Raw genomic sequence first — 16,918 nt, 5'->3', positions numbered from 1 at the left:
GTTGGAGTTGGCCCACGACGCAACCTTCACTCAGGCCAACAGCAGTCTTGTTCGCACCGTATCATGGTTTCATGGATTTACCTACAAGAACCTTTAGCCGCGGTGTGTCATGCCCGGAGGAGCTCTGGAACTCGGTCCGACGGAGGTGCCAGAGCCATTCATCCAGCGCCTGAATGGGACTCTTCGTAGCCTGAACGAGCAGACAAAGAAAATGCTCGATAAGTTGGTGGTGCTGTTCAACGACTCCCCGACTTTGGGATCTCCGTTAGAGGGCGATTTTTGAAATGACAGCAATGAAGAGAGGACTGGTGCCACTGTTTTTAACGGCGTACTGGCACGACCGCTTGCCCCTCCCGAGTTCGCCCAGAACCCGCAGGACAGGCGCTGATCGCATTCCGTCTGCACATCAGTCCTGTTTTTCGCGAATGGGGCTAAGGTCGCGTTTGGCGGGAGAGCTGGATTTCGGCGATTTGGGGCACAACCTGACGATCAGGCCGTTATCAAATGACCCGCGCTGCGGCGGCAGAGGCAGCAATAGCCCCAGCAATCATAACGCCTGCGACGCCATTGGCCCTCATCGCTCTCAAACAGAAATTGTCATGTTGGCAATTAAGCGCACCCCGGTATATTTGCGTCCATATCCGCGAGAGAGCGGGACGTTGCATTTAAAATCTAGGGGCGAAATGATCGTATTTTCCGCTCAGTGTGAAATATTATTGGAACGGAAAAGGGTTTGGACACAGGCCTATTGTCCGGCACCGTCTCCTCAGGCGATGGATACCCTACTTCGCGCACGACTTGACTCTATCGGCGGGCAACTGCTGTTTATGAGTACGCCTGAAGCCGTCAGCATAGAGGCTCTTAAATTTAATCCAGAACACACGGCAATCAATGGAATATGGATCGATGTGTTGGATCGGGCAGACGGTACCGCAACATTGGCTGGACACTGGCTGGGCTTCGAAGACGAGCATCTATCCGTCTCTCCTTTGGATTCACAGTTTGGCGTGTATCCAACACGATCTATACCACCTGAATTGAGCGAAGTGCTCTCTTGCGAGCCCCACCATCTTTATGGCTTAGTATGCGCTCGAAAGGTCGATAATCTGGACCTGCGCTTGAGCCGTGGCTCCACACCGGCCTTATGCCTATACGAAGGTGAGCAGCGCGAAAAATTCGCAAAATCTGCACCATGGCTGGTCGCTCTCGCAGAGGACGACGCGTTTACACGTTCGCTGTTTACAGATGCGCCCGACAAGCCCTCATTCACCAGCTTGTGGCGCAAAGACCCTGTCGTTATTTTACGCAGTTCGCTCGAGATCGGTGATCTTGCCCGCCACCTGAAAAGGTTTGTCCGGTTGCGGGATGATAGCGGGGATTGGCATTACTTGCGATACTGGGAAAGCGATGCCTTCAGCGCCTTCGTCGATTGGCTACATTGCAACCCGTCTTTTTTGCGCAATTTTCTGACAACATCTAACGGCGAAGATCAGACCATTGATAAAATTGCGATTCCAGACAGCAACAGGTCCAGTTGCCGCGTCATAACTTACCCGCGCACAGAACCTTCAGCGCAGGCGGCAACGCCGATTATTGACAGCAATCTCAAAGCGCGACTGGCCCAGGTCAACCGCGTGCGCAGTTTTCGCACCTGCTGCGACTATCTCCATAAAGTAATGCATCGCCGGACCCCTGAACGAAGCGGATTGGATGCAATCTCAGAAAACTATATGCGCGCTGCCTGGGTCGAAAGTTATGGTCTCGGGATGACGAGCGAGCTTGGCCGATGTCGTCTCGCTGTCGCGATGACGAGACTGGGGCACAGGTTCCTGGATGATCCCAAATACATGAGTGTTGGACTGTCACGACATGCGTTAAAACATGACACAACGGGTGAGACGTTGTTCGATACCTTGAAAGAGATCGAACCTGTCTTGTTCAATCTGGACAGGGCACGCATGCGCGAGATGATCGACGATGGTGCTTTTGCAAGTTTTGCAGCTCTGGAACACTGGTTGCGACATAACGATGGGCGCGCGATGAACCTCTGGGGCGACAGCTTCGATGATATTGTTCGCGCGACGCTGAATGCCGCTGTCGAGGAACCAAGTACAATAAGTGTTTTCTTCGCTTACGTTTACGGAGCGGGATACATGAGCGACGCTTTGCTTGAACCGGAATTTTTGCAAGACCTCCAACGCGTTTAGTTTTAAACAGAGGTTGTTACCGAGTGTGCCGCCATTTAACGAGAAAGGTCTTCTTCATGGAAGATGAACTGGTAGACCCCGCAGACGATCCGGAGACCGAGCTGTCTCCGATCCCGGAAGGCACCGAGGGGATGTGTCCCGGCCCGGTTGTGTTTCCACTTGCCGAAGGGGCTGACGCGGACGGTTGGTCGGATTTGTTCGGATACCCTGGCGAGCATGAGACAGGGTCGATTTCGCTGGGCCGACTGATGCAAAGTCAGGACCCCGAAATGCAGTTTATTTTCGACGTCTACGACGAGCTTGTTCGCCAGAAAGGCGGCGAAGACAGTGATGCCGCGATGGATTGGCTCACCAACTTCTTTCCACCCCGTCCCGAAGTTGGTGACCGCAGAACTCATTATTGCGTGCTGGTCTTTGAAAGCGAGGGATTGGAAATCATCCGGGGGTCAGGCTGGTTTACCGATAGCCCCGACAACACCCGCCTGGAGACACCGGGTCTGATGGACGATGCCATCTATGAGATCAAGGTGTCGATGAGCCTTCAGGTCGATGTCGTTGCGCGATGGGGGCGGCACACCCGCGAGATCAACCCGATCGGCGACGCCGCAGGCGTGGCGCGTTCCATTATTCGCTTTGTAGATGAGGCGGCCCGGCACCGAGAGAACCGCCTCGCCGATTTGTTCGCGTTGAATATCGTTTCGGTCTTTATGGGAGTTGGCATCGGGACTGCTGCGCTGCGTGTTGCAACAACCGTCGGCGCACGTCTGGCGGCCTCCGCTGTGATCCTGTTCGAGACATCGCAGGGGGTGGAATACATCACGGGATATATGGGCGGGCGGCGCAGTGGCTATAATCCGCTGCGCGAAACCTTCAGGTATCTTGGGCGGACGAGCAATGGGCGTTCAGGTGAGCAGACAGGAGAGATCGTGTTCAATACACTGAATATCGTGATCGGCTTCGGCGGTAGGGTCGGGCTTTTGGCGGGTGGGCTCTATGCGACAAGATCGGCCATTCCGACGTCTTGCACTCCGGCGGAGGGCGACATTGATATCATTGATGCCGAAAGCATCCCCCTTGAGGCGCAGTCTCGATAGTCATGGCAAAGTTGAATGTTCTTAGAAACGGGTCAGTCCGCTCGACCGCCAACGGTGCGACGTTCCGCCGATTGACCGGTATCGCTGCGCGTCTGCGTAAAGGTTATTCCGTCGAAATCGCGCCCTATCCATCTTCGTCCGGCAAATGGCTGGTGCGCGTCGTCGCACCGACACGCGGCTCCACTCAGGGGATGACCACGGTTGACAGCTATTACGAGGTTATCGCCCGCAATCAGGCCGAAGCCGAGCGCTTCATCAAGACCGACGGTTTGTGGGGCGGCGCATTGGCGGAACGGGTGTCCAAGACGATCGGAGATATAGGGGAGGCGCATTTTGTCTCTCGTCTGCGAGGGGCCGGGATTTTTGACTCAATCTGGGGCAAGCAAGTGCGTTTCACTGACGTGCACCAGTTTCAAAACGCATCAGGCCACGGCGTCGATGCAATTGCCCGTGTTGCCCATGCGCCCCCCCCCGCCGCCCCCGAATGTCGGCGACTTCGTTGCGTTCGAGATCAAATCGACGCTGGGGGTCCGCGGTCGCCCTCCCAGCATCGGCACAAGTCAAAAAACGCCGACGCCGTTAGACTATGTAAAGGGCCGCTTGCAACGGGCACGCAATGCCGACAACTATCCTAAACTGAGCGCAGCGGACCAGAACTTTCTGGATGCAGCGCTGGCTGCCGCCCAAAAGGGTCGCGGCCCTGCTCTGTATCTTCGTAAAGGTGAGGTTGTCATGGATCATGCCAGCAATCTATCCTCAGCGGGCGGACGCCCTGAAATTGCGACAAAAATCTGGTAGGACATATGGCACTCGAACCTCGATTCACCCTTGCGCAGCTGCGTGACTTTCGCGCTGGGACGCGCCGCCAATCCGCTCAAGAAGCGCTGATTATAGACCGCACGAAACTTGAAGCATTCGCCGCACAAGAGAACGGAGATGTCGGCATCGCCTTGGTGCAACTCGGGGGCGCAATTGTCTGGCAGAGCCGCGTTTCGCTGGATGACTATTTGTTCTCGCAGGACGATCTTTCAGATCTGCTTCCTCCGGATTTTCAAGTCGCCCGTATGGCCTTTGCCGAGCGGTTGACCCAATGCCGTGACTGGCTTCATTTCCGCCCTGAGCTGGGGCCGGACATGGCGGATGTTGGCGGATGTATCGTGGATCTGATCGCCATCGGACAAGCGGCAAATGCTGCGGAACTGTGCAAGGTATCGCGTCAGGTTCTGGACGAGACCGGCTATGGTTGGCAGGTTTTCTGGCGCAATCGAAGAGGCACAAGGCCCGAGATTCCGGATGAGGAGTTTCCCAAGCAAAAGCTATTGCCATTCGCGCATGAGCTGATCGCGGCACAAGCGGGCGAAGAAATCGATTGGGAGGCGCTGTTTCTCAAGGCCGAACCCGGATATATCAGCGCCGCGCGCAGCGTGATGTCCACAGATATGGCCAAGGTGAAAGCGGCGGTTGACGCCTTGTGTGATCTCCACATCACGTTCACGACACCGAACCCTGATGGCAATCTCCGGGCTTTGGAGGGATATGAGATCGACACATGGCATCACATGCTATGGCCCACCACGGTATTTGCCTATCTACGCGTGCGGCAGGCCCATGGCCTTGAACTACCTGCGCTGGATCACCCTTTGCTGCGCCAGACCATGGGGCAATTCCCGCCCCGCCCGTTCAAAACGCAGGAGCTGCCCGAGTGGTATCTTTCCGCACTCGACGCGCTCGGCAAGGCTGACCCCAATTTTTCCGATCTGCGATCATTGGTCACACGTGAGAATATCCTATGATTCTGCGTTATTTTGGAGGTGAGGTGCCCCTAGATTTGTAGACGCTTTGCCCCCTAATTTTGAGGCAAGGAGTCCGACATGGGGACAAGCAATTACAGCGACGACTTCAAGCGGGATGCGGTGCATCAGATCACGATGCGCGGTTATCCGGTCGCGGAAGTTTCTCGGCGTTTGGGCGTCAGCAAATATTCTCTCTACAAATGGCTGAAGCAGTTCGGCGAGGCGACTGCGAAGCCCGGTGTGGATCATGAAGCCGAGAACCGTCGATTGAAGCGCGAGCTGGCCAGGGTGACGGAGGAGCGCGATATCTTAAAGTAAGGAGGATGAGGGAAGGCCCCTGTGGGGCGTTCCCCCGACGAACGCGGCCGCGTACTTCGCGCAGAATGCAAAGTGAAGTACGCGTTTGTTGCGGAGTACCGGCCGGTGTTTTCGGTTCGGTTGATGTGCCGCTGTCTCGGCATTCACCCGAGCGGTTTCTACGCATGGCTCAAGGAACCTTTGAGCCGGCGAGCGCGGGAAGATGCACGCCAGACCGAACTTATGCGGCAGGCGTGGGCAGAGAGCGGCAAGGTATATGGGTATCGTAAGCTGGCAGATGATCTGCGCGACTTGGGCGAGCAGATATCCGAGAACCGGAACCGGGCCGCGCGGCTGGCATCCCTGGCCGGGATTGCGGCTCAAGTGGGCTATCGACGTCGCCCGGGCCCCTATGGCGGAAAGCCCGCCATCGTTGCCGAGAACATTCTGGATCGGCAATTCCATGTATCCGAACCCGATCAAGTCTGGGTGACCGACATCACCTACATCAGAACCCATGAAGGCTGGTTGTATCTTGGCGTCGTCATCGATTTGTTCTCGCGCCGCGTAGTCGGCTGGTCTGCTCAGCCACAGATGACGACCGACGTGCCCATGCAGGCCACGCTCATGGCCGTCTGGCGACGGAAGCCAAAGAACAAGGTGTTGGTCCACAGTGATCAGGGATCCCAGTTCACCAGCCGTGAGTGGCAGATCTTTCTCAACCAACACGATCTGGAAGCCAGCATGAGCAGACGCGGGAACTGTTACGATAACGCCGTCGCCGAGAGCTTCTTTCAGCTCCTCAAACGGGAACGGATAAGACGCCGCACATATCTGACACGCGACGCTGCAAGGCAGGACGTATTTGAATACATTGAGCTCTTCTACAATCCGAAACGCAAACACACGAACAACGGCATGCTGTCGCCCGTTGACTTCGAAAATAGACAGCGCAAACTGACCAAGGCAGGTGTCTAGGAAACTAGGGGCACCTCAAACACCATATCGACGTTGGACAGCCTTTCTCGAGGGCAGATACCGACGCTTCCCCAAGGTGCTTGCGTTGTAACTGGAACCAGTTTTGACATTCCGATGCTCATGCAAGTTGACAAACTGCCGAAAGAGCAAGAACCGGATAGCAGTGATGTGAACCTCGTCGAACTGTGGAGTGGTGATGGTGGCTGACTTTCAATCTCTGGCGCCAATCTCACTGACTGCGGACTCCGGCTGATATAGCTGCCGTTGGATGGATCCTTTACCAACGGCCGGTAAGGGCCGGAAGCAGCCCCGCCTCACATCCCCCAAACAAACAAAAACCGCGCCGGATCGTTTGATCGGCGCGGTTTTTAGATTTGACGCTCGTTGCACAAGCGTCTCACATCCGACTTCTGGTCCAACTCTGACGGTTGGGCCAGGTTCGTCTGACGTCCAACATTTGGTAAGTGGCGGACCGAGGAGGATTCGAACCCCCGACCCCTTGATTCGTAGTCAAGTACTCTATCCAGCTGAGCTATCGGTCCACTGGAGGCGGGAAATACATATAAGCTCGGAGGGGTGCAAGAGGCATTTGTCAGAAAAATGAAAAAACATTCTTCAAATGCATTTCCCGCTCATCGCGCAGGCGCCTGTTCCTTTTCACGCGAGGCCGCCCCACGCTGGGAATAGCCCTTCGGCAAATGAATCGCGAAGGCCGTGCCTGTCTCGTCGGAGCGTTCCAGCACAAGCTGGCCGCCATGACCGCGCACCAATTCGGCGGAGATCGCGAGGCCAAGGCCAAAGCCGCCTTTGCGCGTGCCCCCTTGGAACGGCTGGAACAGGTATTCGCGGGCGCGCGGCGGCAGGCCCGGCCCGGTGTCAATCACGGAGAGCACCCACTCGTCCTCATCCTCGCGCCCCGCAACGGAAATCTCGCCACAGGTGCCGGTGGCCATGATCGCCTGACGGGCGTTGCGCACCAGATTGGACAGCACGCGGTGCATTTGTTCGGGATCAGCGCGCACGACCATGGTGGCGGGGATGTCTTCGGAGAAGGACAGATCGAAGTCACCAATGGAAAGTCGCTCGCCTTCGATCACCTCGCCCACCAGCTCCGCCAAACGCACGCCCGTGAGCGTCGGCGCGGGTTCTTCGGCCTTGCCAAAGGCCAGCGTGGTTTCACAGAGGTTCACGGCGCGCTGGATGGAATTGACGAGCTTTGGCGCGGAACGGGTCACGGCGGGGTCTTGTGACATTTCCAGCCGGTCGGTGAAAAGCTGGGCCGTGGTCAGGATGTTACGCAGATCGTGCGAGACTTTGGCAACCGCGCCGCCAAGTTGGGCCAGACGTTCCTTTTGCCGCAGGGAGGCCGTGAGTTCGGTCTCCATGACCTTGAGCGCCACTTCGGCTTCGCGCAGCTCTGCGACCTTGGCCGACGGCGTGATGATGCGGCGGGCATCTTCGGGCGCCTGCGTGTAAGACGTCATTGCGCTCACGACGCGTTTGATCGGCCGCACCAAAAGCGCGCGCACCGCGAGGAACAACAGGAACGCCGTGATGAAAGAGATCACCGCCGACAGGATCAAAATCCGCACCCCGTAATCAATCATCGCCATGCGCAGGGGTGCGGTCGGCAGCGTCACCTCGATCAAAAGCCCCGCTTGTTTGACCGGATCGCCGATCACTCGGATCACGCGCTCCTCGGGATCGAAGAGCGTCACCATGGCATCGCGGATCAGCTCAAAGGCTGTGGCCTCGCGCAGATCGTAGGTGGCGTGGATCTGGTCCGGGATCGGCGAGGACAGGACCAGTTGGCGAATCTCATTGCGGCGCAGCACAACGTTGTAGACACCCGCATTCGCCAAAAGCTCGTCTTCGAGGTCCATATCGAGGCTGTCATTGGCCAAAAGCGCCAGAGAGGCAATCTGAGCACGTTCCAGACGGGACAGGAGAAAATCTTCGCGAAAACGTGCGACAGAGGGCATGAAAATCATCACCTCGGCGGCCATCACGAAAATGACCGTCAGGATCAGGAAGCGCCCGGACAGGGTGTTGATGAAACGCGGTAACGTCATAGCTCCTCTTCGCCGCATGGGGCCGCCCGTCAGGGCACAAGTCTCTGAATTGTCTTGACGATCGCCTTGACCTTGCGGCTGTCGAACAGTCTTGGGGTAAAATAGGCACTCACGGCGCGTTTGTTAAGTTCGGCCAATGTGGGATAAGGCGCGACCATACCCGCGATTTTGCTCATCTTGAGTTTGAGCGACAGGACGAGCGACCAGAATGCGATCAATTCGCCCGCGTCCGGCCCCACGATGGTGACGCCGACGGGGCGGGATTTGACCACCATGAGCTTAATGAAACCGGGGCCGGACCGCGCCGTCGCAATCGCGCGATCATTGCCGGAGACCTCGGCGCGGACGATTTCCAGTTTGTTTTGGTAGGTTTCGCGCGCCTGCGCTTCGGTCAAACCGACCTGCGCCAGTTCGGGGCTGGTGTAGGTGGCATGCGGGATGTGATGGGTTGCGGCTTTGGCGGGCAGCCCGAACAAAAGCGCGCGGACGATGACGCCGGCCTGATAGCCCGCCACATGGGTGAATTGCATGCCGCCCGCCACGACATCGCCGATGGCGTAGACGCGGCGATTGGAGGTGCGCAGGTTGGGGCCGACTTTGATGCCGGTCTTGGTGCGATCCACATCGGCGTGTTGCAGGCCCAGGTCGTCGCAATTCGCGCGCCGTCCGGTGGCGACCAAGAGATGCGAGCCTGTGAGGGTCTGCCCGTCTGACAGGCTGATCGAAATCGCACCATCCGTACCGGACACTCGCTCCGCCCCTGTGCCTTCGATCAAGGTCACGCCTTCGTCTCGCAGCGCGGCTTTGACGATTTCGGCGGCCTCGGGGTCCTCGCGGCCCAGCGCGTCGAAGGCCTCGATCACAGTGACCTTGGCGCCCAGCCGTCGATGCGCCTGGGCCATTTCCATGCCGATCGCACCGCCCCCGAGGATGATCAGATGCTCGGGACAGGCACTCAGCGACCAAAGCGTTTCATTGGTGAGATAGGGCACGGAGGCGAGGCCCTCGATCTCCGGCACACGCGGGCTTGAGCCTGCGGCGATGACAAAGCGACGGGCCTTTATGGTCACGCCGCCCGCCTCCACCGTCTTGGGCGAGGCAAACCGCGCCTCAGCTCGGATGACTTTGCACCCCAGGCCCTCGAACCGTTCCTGACTGTCATGCGGGGCAATGGTGGCGATGCTTTTGCGGACATGCTCCATGGCCGCTGGGTAGCTCATGCCAGCGCCTGCGGCATGCAAGAGCGCCTTCGACGGCACGCAGCCGGTGTTGAGGCAATCGCCGCCCATCTCGCCCTTTTCAATCAGAACGACGCGCGCGCCCATCTGAACCGCTCCGGCAGCGACGGACAACCCGCCCGAGCCCGCACCGATCACACAGATATCCGTTTTGAGTTTGCTCATGTCGCCTCCTTGCGCACAGCTTTCCACAGGATAGGCAAAAGCGCGAGCAGGCAAAGCCCCAGCAGCGGAAAAAGGATATGTGGCTCGAAGATGATGCCGAGATTCGGCGCCTCGCCTTTTTCAAACACCATACCGAGGCCTGCGCCCACGGAAGTGTAAACCAATGCGCCAGGAATGATGCCCAGCGCCGTCGAGATCACGAAGCGCGAAAACGGCACGCCAAAAAGCGCGGGCAGGAGATTGGCGACGAAGAACGGCACCACGGGCAGGAAGCGGATCAGGAAGAGCATCGACCATTGGTTCTCGTCTATGCCGCGTTTGATCTTGTGAATGCGGCCCTCGGAGGCATCGATCTTGCCCGCCAGCCAATCGCCAAGCCCCCAGCGCGCGGCGAGGAACAGGATGGAGGCGCCGAGGACTGCGCCGGACATATTATACAGCACGCCGGGAAACGTGCCGAACAGAAAGCCGCCGGTCAGCGTCGCCACTGTCGCCCCCGGAAGCGACAGCGCCACGATCACCGCGTAAGCGAGGATAAAGAGAAGGACGGCCAGCCCGGCATGGCGTTCGGTATAATCCACAAGCATCGCGCGATTCTCGGACAAAGCCTCGAAACTCAGGTGATCGCTCAGCAGGACGGCCAATCCCAAGGCCAGACAGGCGAGAAGGCTCAAAATCCAGAGATGGTTTTTGCGCGCTTTGGTTTTATCGGCTTTATCCTGCACGTGTGCCCCTATAGAGATTGTGAGTTGCGGCAAGATGGGCCGCCTCGGCGCCTGTGACCAGCATTTTGCACCCTCTTCACGGCTCAGTGATAGCCTGTCATGAGATTTCGGCGCAGCAAGGCCCTTTGTTACAGAATTTTGTTTTCGAATTCTGGCGCATGAGAATTGACAACGGACCGAAGGCCTCCTATTGGCAGGGCTTCGAACGATTACTCGCCTTCGAATCCCTTTGTCATGCCGCCCGGCCGCTTGGCCACCCGGTCTGATGTTTGGGGATTTGGGCCCCAACGCAACCGATGGAGATAGCGCGATGAAACGCACCTATCAACCGAGCAACCTCGTCCGCAAGCGCCGCCACGGCTTCCGTGCGCGTATGGCCACCAAAGCGGGCCGCAAGGTTCTGAACGCTCGCCGTGCTCGCGGCCGCAAGTCCCTGTCCGCGTAATTCACGCTTTCGGGACGGCCTGAACAGGCAAAGCTGATGACACCGCCGAACGCACCCAAGGATCAGGCACATGCCGACGCCGAAGGGTCGCAGTCGGCGGTTTTGTCATGTTCAGATGACGAAATTACCCTGACCACTCTGGCCAAACGCAACGACTTTCTCAAAGCCGCCCGGGCCCGTCGTCAGGGCACGGCCAGTTTTCTGTTGCAGGGGCGGAGACGCTCTGAGACCGAAGACGCCAGCGGCATTCGTGTCGGCTACACCTGTTCCAAAAAGGTCGGCAATGCCGTCGCCCGCAACCACGCCAAACGACGCCTGCGCGAAGCGGCGCGTCTGTTGATCCCGGAACTGGGACGCGAAGGTTGGGATTATGTGCTGATCGGCAAAAAGAGCGACACGAGCGAACGCCCCTTCGATCTTTTGCTGAAAGACCTCCGATATGCGCTGAAAAAGGTGCACGGCGAGACGAAAGGAGAGCGCAAATGACGCCTCTGGCCTTTGTCGTCTCCCTCCCCGTCCGCGCCTATCGCCGCATTTTTTCGCCCTTCGTCGGGCACAATTGCCGGTATCAGCCGACCTGCTCGGCTTACGCGATGGAAGCGCTGGAAAAACACGGCGCCCTCAAAGGATCATGGCTAACCATCCGCCGCATTGGGCGGTGTCACCCGCTGGGTGGCATGGGCTATGACCCCGTGCCGGAGACGAAATCCACGCCGCAAAAGACCGAGGAAAAGCACGATGCTTGACGATCTCGACGACATCCACCCGCTGTTCCACGGCGCACCCTCCACCACGGAGTTCAAAAAGCTGCGCAAGCGGATCATTCGAAATGTGCGCGAGGCGATCGAGCAATACGGCATGGTCGAACGTGGCGCGAAATGGCTCGTGTGTCTTTCGGGCGGCAAGGACAGCTATACGATGCTGGCCGCGCTCTATGAGCTGAAATGGCGCGGCATGTTGCCGGTCGAACTGGTGGCTTGCAATCTCGATCAGGGCCAGCCGGGGTTCCCTGCGACGGTGTTGCCGGAGTTCTTGGAGCGTATGCAAGTGCCGCATCGCATCGAGTATCAGGACACCTATTCCATAGTCATGGATAAAGTGCCTCAAGGCCGGACGTTTTGTGCGCTTTGCTCGCGTCTGCGTCGCGGCAATCTCTACCGAATCGCGCGCGAAGAGGGCTGTACCGCCGTGGTGCTTGGTCACCACCGCGACGACATCCTTGAGACGTTTTTTATGAATCTCTTCCACGGTGGGCGCCTGGCGACCATGCCACCGAAACTGGTAAACGAAGGGGGCGATCTCTTTGTCTACCGCCCGCTGGCGCATGTCGCCGAAGAGGATTGCGAGAGATTCGCCCGTGCGATGAACTACCCGATCATTCCCTGCGATCTTTGCGGCTCTCAGGACGGCTTGCAGCGCCAACAGGTCAAACAAATCCTTGATGGCTGGGAGAAAAACAGCCCCGGACGCCGTCAGGTGATGTTCAAGGCGCTGACCAACATCCGGCCCTCACATATGATGGACCCGAAGCTGTTCGACTTTCTTGGCCTTTCGTTAACGGAGCGCCCTGAAACGGAACCAAATGCAGAAAATTCTATTGAAATCCCGAAGTTGCGTTAACCGCACGACTACTTTCTTGGGTCAATGTCCCCGGTGTTGACGGTCAATCGACCATCCGCAACACCAGCAATGACTCGGGACAGGACGCATGCAAAGAACCATCGCCGACACGCTTAACCGCCTGCGCGATGCCCTGACGGGGCCACATACCATCGCCTTTTTGCCGGCGCTCTGCCTTGGCGCCTATTGGTATGGCGGGGAAAACATGCTGGTGCTCTGCGCCCTTGCTCTCCCGGCACTTGCAGCCCTCCTGAACCTTGCACCAAACCTTGTGCGTCGCGACACGGATCAAGCCCTTCAGACAACAGATGGTTTGACCCGGCTTCCTCTGCGCGCTCGTGTTTTGCATACGCTCGATCAAATTCTCGACTCGCGCGATGTCACCGGGCGCACGACCGCCTGCCTTGTTCTTGAAATCGACGACTTCCGTGGGATGTGCTCCACATTTGGCGACCCGGCCGGTGACACGATCCTCAAAACCGCCGCGCGCCGCATTCAGGACGTTCTGCGTGAACATGATACCGTCGCTCGACTGAATGGTCCGCGTTTCGCGATTGCTCTGGCGCCGGTACGTTGTGCCGATCTGGAAACATTGATCCAGCTCTCTTCGCGCATTCAGGCCGCTTTGGCTGAACCCTATTCGATCGATGCGACGAAAATTTTTGCGACCTGTTCTGTCGGTTTTTGTATGCCCGGTCGCGCGCCGGCTCACTCGGGACAGGCCTTCCTTGACGCCGCCGAAATTGCGCTGAGCGATGCGCGCCATAATGGCCCCGGCTCCATTCGCGCCTATTCGCCCAACCTCACCCCCCGCACACTTGAACACGGCAGCCTGAGCGTTGATCTGGGTGCAGCCTTGGAAAATGGCCAGATCATCCCTTGGTTCCAACCGCAAATTTCCACTGACACGGGTGAAGTCTCCGGCATGGAGGCGCTCGCGCGCTGGGTGCATCCGGATCGCGGCATTCTTTCTCCCGGGCAGTTCATGTCAGACATCGAGGAGCTCGGCCTTCTCGAGCGCCTGAATGAGATTGTACTTTATCATGCACTGATGGCGATCAAGACATGGAACAAAGCCGGATTTCACGTCGCCTCCGTGGCCGTCAACTTCTCTCCCACTGATCTGGCCAACCCGAAAATCGTCGATAAAATCCGATGGGAACTGGATCGGTTTGAATTGGAGCCGTCCCGATTGAGTGTCGAAATTCTCGAGAGCGTCATCTCTTCTTCGGACAACGACACGATCAGCCGCAACATCTTGGCGCTCAAGGAAATGGGGTGCGGTATCGATTTGGACGACTATGGCACCGGCCATGCCTCGATCGCCAATATCCGCCGCTTTGCTGTGAAGCGTATCAAGATTGACCGTTCCTATGTGACACGCTGTGATTTGGACCGAGACCAGCAGAGCATGCTGGCGGCCATTTTGACCATGGCCGAACGCTTGGATTTGGAAACATTGGCCGAAGGTGTGGAAACCGTGGGCGAACACGCCATGCTGGCCCAGCTTGGCTGCGATCATGTCCAGGGTTTCTCCATTTCGCGACCGATGTCTTTTGAAAAAACACTCGGTTGGATGGACAGCCACAAACGCAAATTGGCCCAAACGCCGCAAATCGGACGCCGCGCCAGCTGATCACTTTGCCGCATTTTCCAAAAGAAATGGCCGAAACTGCTTGACGTCAGGCCCTCTGGGAGGTTGAACCACCCGAGACTGAATTCCAACAATCGGGCGGCCTAGATGGACGATCAAAACAAGAACCTGATTCTTGCCATTGTGCTTAGTGGCATCGTGTTACTCGGGTGGACAATTTTCTTCCCGGCGCCAGAGCCCGTAACGGATCCGAATGCTCCGGCCGTCACGCAATCTGCGTCGGATGCCACAGGTGCGACAACTGCGCCGTCGGCAGACCCGGCGAGCGATGCTCAGGGCGCGGTGAATGAAACCGCCGCTCAAACCGCAGATGCACCGCGCATCGCAATCGACACGGCCCGCCTGATCGGTTCCATCTCGCTTGTCGGCGGTCGGATCGACGATCTTTCGCTCAAGGATTACACCGTCGACATCGACAGCGATGAGTTGGTTAAGCTTTTGACCCCCGTCGGAACCGCCACGCCTTATTTTGCGTCCTTTGGCTGGGCCCCGGGCGGTGCACTGAACCTTGAGGACGTGCCTGGCACCAACACGCTGTGGTCGGTGGAAAGCGGTGAGACGCTGACCTCGGAAACCCCGGTGGTACTGGTCTGGGACAACGGCAAAGGCGTGACCTTCCGCCGTACGATCGAGGTTGATGAGAATTTCATGTTCTCGGTGACCCAGTCGATCGAAAACGCCTCCGATGCCACCATTCGGGTCGCCACCAACAACGAAATCGTCCACCTCGGCAAGCCCGAGAACCTGACGCGCCTGCTGGTGCATGAGGGCGCCATTCGCGAAAGCAATGGCACGTTGGAAGAAATCAGCTTCAAAAGCGGTTTTCTGAAAACCAAATTCGACGAGTTGAAAGCTGACCCGCGCTGGGGCGAGCATGCCGAGTTGGAAGAGGTGTCGGAAAACGGTTGGATCGGGTTCACCGATCACTACTGGATGACCACGCTCATCCCGAATGCGACCGACGCCTTCACCTCTGTCGTGACCTATCACGAAGCTAGCGACACCTATAAAACCGTCGCGCGCTATCCCGCCGTGGATATCGCCGCAGGCAGTTCTTACGAGGTGTCTTCGCGCCTCTTCGCGGGCGCCAAGCAATGGGAAACCATCCGCAACTACGAGCGCGAGGGCGGCGTCTACAAATTCAGCGATTCGACGGATTGGGGTCTGTTCTTCTTCATCACCAAACCGATCTTCCGCATCCTGCATGCGCTGAACGGGCTGATTGGCAACATGGGTTGGGCAATCATCCTTCTGACGGTGATCATCAAGGGCATTATGCTCCCGCTCGCTTATAAATCCTACGTCTCCATGGCGCGGATGAAAGAGCTTCAGCCGGAGATGGAAAAGCTCAAGGAAGCCGCGGGCGACGACAAAGAAAAACTTCAACGCGGCATGATGGAGCTCTACAAATCCAACAAGGTGAACCCGGCCTCTGGCTGTTTGCCGCTCTTGCTGCAAATCCCGGTGTTCTTCTCGCTCTACAAGGTGATTCTGGTCACCATCGAATTGCGGCACGCGCCCTGGATCGCCTGGATTCGCGACCTCTCCGCGCCGGACCCAAGCTCGATCCTGAACTTGTTTGGCCTCCTGCCCTACGCGCCGCCGGAGCCCGGTTCTATGCTCGCCTTCATCAGCCTCGGCGTGCTGCCGATCCTCTTGGGCATCTCGATGTGGCTGCAACAGAAACTGAACCCGGCGCCGACCGATCCGTCTCAGGCGATGATCATGGCCTGGATGCCCTGGGTGTTCATGTTCATGCTCGGCAATTTTGCCTCGGGTCTGGTGCTCTACTGGATTTGCAACAACACGATCACCTTCATCCAACAGTATCTGATCATGCGCAGCCACGGCCACAAACCGGATGTCTTTGGCAACATCATGCGCTCGCTCAAACTCAAGAAAAAGGACGCCTGATCAAGGCGTGATCCCGATGGATTTACAATTTCCCATCGCTGAACCAGATGCGGCGGCCCTCGAAAAGGGCCGCTTGCTGTTTGCGGGCGAAACCGATTTTCTCAAAGGCGTCGTCGCCATGGATGGCATGCCACCAGACGACCGCATGGAGGTCTGCTTTGCGGGCCGGTCCAACGTCGGAAAATCGAGCCTGATCAACGCGCTGACGGGCCGCAAGGCGCTTGCACGCGCCTCGAACACGCCGGGCCGGACGCAGGAGATTAACTTTTTCACCTGCGCTGATAGCCATTACCTCGTCGACCTTCCGGGCTACGGCTTTGCCAAAGCGCCGGTGAAAACCGTCGAGAAATGGCAACGCCTGCTCAAGGCTTACCTCTCGGGACGCGCCACCCTGCGCCGGGCTTTCGTGCTGATCGACAGTCGCCATGGCGTGAAAGAAGTGGATGAGGAGATCATGACGCTCCTCGACCGCTCTGCCGTTCCCTTTCAAACCGTTCTGACCAAGGCTGACAAAGTCAAGGAAGCCGAACGCCAGAAGGTCATCGAACAGGTCCGTGGCGCCGTGTCGAAACACCCGGCCGCCTACCCCGAATTGATCGTGACCTCATCGGAAAAAGGCTGGGGCGTCGATGTTTTGCGCGCGGTGATCGCCACGCTTATCTGAGCCGCTTGGCCTCAGGCCGGGAAAATTGTATTGAGGTTCAAACCCTCATCTG

General features: G+C 57.9%; 14 protein-coding genes, 1 tRNA gene and 1 pseudogene. 12 read left to right on the top strand and 4 right to left on the bottom strand.

Going from position 1 to position 16,918, the window contains the following annotated elements; translation table 11 throughout:
• Positions 1-443 precede the first annotated feature (443 nt).
• The 5 genes and pseudogenes from ACN0X0_RS18285 (at position 444) to ACN0X0_RS18265 (ending at position 6,369) form a co-directional block, all read left to right on the top strand.
• Positions 444-2,207, top strand: coding sequence for a DUF4123 domain-containing protein (locus ACN0X0_RS18285; protein WP_417280333.1), 1,764 nt, complete (start codon positions 444-446; stop codon positions 2,205-2,207).
• A 56-nt stretch (positions 2,208-2,263) separates the two neighbouring features.
• A complete protein-coding gene (locus ACN0X0_RS18280; protein WP_417280332.1) occupies positions 2,264-3,301 on the top strand; it encodes a hypothetical protein in 1,038 nt (345 codons plus the stop codon).
• Positions 3,302-3,303: 2 nt separating this feature from the next.
• Positions 3,304-3,936, top strand: coding sequence for a hypothetical protein (locus tag ACN0X0_RS18275; protein WP_417280331.1), 633 nt, complete (start codon positions 3,304-3,306; stop codon positions 3,934-3,936).
• A gap of 168 nt (positions 3,937-4,104) precedes the next feature.
• Positions 4,105-5,094 (top strand): hypothetical protein, encoded by a 990-nt coding sequence (locus tag ACN0X0_RS18270; RefSeq protein ID WP_417280330.1) that lies wholly within the window; start codon positions 4,105-4,107, stop codon positions 5,092-5,094.
• A 78-nt stretch (positions 5,095-5,172) separates the two neighbouring features.
• Positions 5,173-6,369 (top strand): annotated as a pseudogene (locus tag ACN0X0_RS18265) (IS3 family transposase).
• A gap of 465 nt (positions 6,370-6,834) precedes the next feature.
• On the opposite strand, the gene ACN0X0_RS18260 reads toward ACN0X0_RS18265, so the two are convergent.
• The 4 genes from ACN0X0_RS18260 to ACN0X0_RS18245 all read right to left on the bottom strand — a co-directional run bounded on the left by ACN0X0_RS18260 (position 6,835) and on the right by ACN0X0_RS18245 (position 10,569).
• Positions 6,835-6,911: transfer RNA gene (locus tag ACN0X0_RS18260), tRNA-Arg, on the bottom strand.
• A gap of 90 nt (positions 6,912-7,001) precedes the next feature.
• Positions 7,002-8,441 carry a sensor histidine kinase gene (locus ACN0X0_RS18255; RefSeq protein ID WP_417280329.1) on the bottom strand — a complete coding sequence of 480 codons (1,440 nt, stop codon included), beginning with the start codon at positions 8,439-8,441 and terminating at the stop codon, positions 7,002-7,004.
• 29 nt (positions 8,442-8,470) lie between these two features.
• A complete protein-coding gene (locus tag ACN0X0_RS18250) occupies positions 8,471-9,844 on the bottom strand; it encodes a dihydrolipoyl dehydrogenase family protein (protein WP_417280328.1) in 1,374 nt (457 codons plus the stop codon).
• Entirely contained in the window at positions 9,841-10,569 is a 729-nt protein-coding gene (locus tag ACN0X0_RS18245) for a TVP38/TMEM64 family protein (protein ID WP_417280327.1), read from the bottom strand. Before ACN0X0_RS18245 ends, ACN0X0_RS18250 begins: the two co-directional genes overlap by 4 nt.
• A gap of 310 nt (positions 10,570-10,879) precedes the next feature.
• Here ACN0X0_RS18245 and rpmH point away from each other — a divergent pair, with 310 nt between their 5' ends.
• The 7 genes from rpmH (at position 10,880) to yihA (ending at position 16,866) form a co-directional block, all read left to right on the top strand.
• Positions 10,880-11,014 (top strand): 50S ribosomal protein L34, encoded by a 135-nt coding sequence (gene rpmH, locus ACN0X0_RS18240; RefSeq protein WP_043868490.1) that lies wholly within the window; start codon positions 10,880-10,882, stop codon positions 11,012-11,014.
• A gap of 36 nt (positions 11,015-11,050) precedes the next feature.
• A complete protein-coding gene (rnpA, locus tag ACN0X0_RS18235) occupies positions 11,051-11,500 on the top strand; it encodes a ribonuclease P protein component (protein WP_417280326.1) in 450 nt (149 codons plus the stop codon).
• Positions 11,497-11,760, top strand: a complete 264-nt coding sequence (yidD, locus tag ACN0X0_RS18230) for a membrane protein insertion efficiency factor YidD (RefSeq protein ID WP_417280325.1) — start codon at positions 11,497-11,499, stop codon at positions 11,758-11,760. Before rnpA ends, yidD begins: the two co-directional genes overlap by 4 nt.
• Positions 11,753-12,634, top strand: a complete 882-nt coding sequence (ttcA, locus tag ACN0X0_RS18225; protein WP_417280324.1) for a tRNA 2-thiocytidine(32) synthetase TtcA — start codon at positions 11,753-11,755, stop codon at positions 12,632-12,634. Before yidD ends, ttcA begins: the two co-directional genes overlap by 8 nt.
• Positions 12,635-12,722: 88 nt before the next feature.
• Entirely contained in the window at positions 12,723-14,270 is a 1,548-nt protein-coding gene (locus ACN0X0_RS18220; protein ID WP_417280323.1) for a putative bifunctional diguanylate cyclase/phosphodiesterase, read from the top strand.
• A 105-nt stretch (positions 14,271-14,375) separates the two neighbouring features.
• Positions 14,376-16,202: a membrane protein insertase YidC gene (gene yidC, locus ACN0X0_RS18215; protein WP_417280322.1), complete on the top strand. Its 1,827-nt coding sequence runs from the start codon at positions 14,376-14,378 to the stop codon at positions 16,200-16,202.
• 16 nt (positions 16,203-16,218) lie between these two features.
• Positions 16,219-16,866 carry a ribosome biogenesis GTP-binding protein YihA/YsxC gene (gene yihA / locus ACN0X0_RS18210; RefSeq protein WP_417263768.1) on the top strand — a complete coding sequence of 216 codons (648 nt, stop codon included), beginning with the start codon at positions 16,219-16,221 and terminating at the stop codon, positions 16,864-16,866.
• Positions 16,867-16,918 lie beyond the last annotated feature (52 nt).

It is taken from the genome of Celeribacter sp. (assembly GCF_048270365.1).
Lineage (GTDB): Bacteria > Pseudomonadota > Alphaproteobacteria > Rhodobacterales > Rhodobacteraceae > Celeribacter.
The sequence above is the reverse complement of the archived record's forward strand: the minus strand, read 5'-3'. Positions and strand labels throughout refer to the sequence as shown.

Coding starts and splice junctions, on each gene's coding strand:
- ACN0X0_RS18250 (WP_417280328.1), bottom strand. CDS start 9,844: ATGAGCAAACTCAAAACGGATATCTGTGTGATCGGTGCGGGCTCGGGC.
- ttcA (WP_417280324.1), top strand. CDS start 11,753: ATGCTTGACGATCTCGACGACATCCACCCGCTGTTCCACGGCGCACCC.
- rnpA (WP_417280326.1), top strand. CDS start 11,051: ATGACACCGCCGAACGCACCCAAGGATCAGGCACATGCCGACGCCGAA.
- yidC (WP_417280322.1), top strand. CDS start 14,376: ATGGACGATCAAAACAAGAACCTGATTCTTGCCATTGTGCTTAGTGGC.
- rpmH (WP_043868490.1), top strand. CDS start 10,880: ATGAAACGCACCTATCAACCGAGCAACCTCGTCCGCAAGCGCCGCCAC.
- ACN0X0_RS18275 (WP_417280331.1), top strand. CDS start 3,304: ATGGCAAAGTTGAATGTTCTTAGAAACGGGTCAGTCCGCTCGACCGCC.
- ACN0X0_RS18280 (WP_417280332.1), top strand. CDS start 2,264: ATGGAAGATGAACTGGTAGACCCCGCAGACGATCCGGAGACCGAGCTG.
- yidD (WP_417280325.1), top strand. CDS start 11,497: ATGACGCCTCTGGCCTTTGTCGTCTCCCTCCCCGTCCGCGCCTATCGC.
- ACN0X0_RS18220 (WP_417280323.1), top strand. CDS start 12,723: ATGCAAAGAACCATCGCCGACACGCTTAACCGCCTGCGCGATGCCCTG.
- ACN0X0_RS18255 (WP_417280329.1), bottom strand. CDS start 8,441: ATGACGTTACCGCGTTTCATCAACACCCTGTCCGGGCGCTTCCTGATC.
- ACN0X0_RS18270 (WP_417280330.1), top strand. CDS start 4,105: ATGGCACTCGAACCTCGATTCACCCTTGCGCAGCTGCGTGACTTTCGC.
- yihA (WP_417263768.1), top strand. CDS start 16,219: ATGGATTTACAATTTCCCATCGCTGAACCAGATGCGGCGGCCCTCGAA.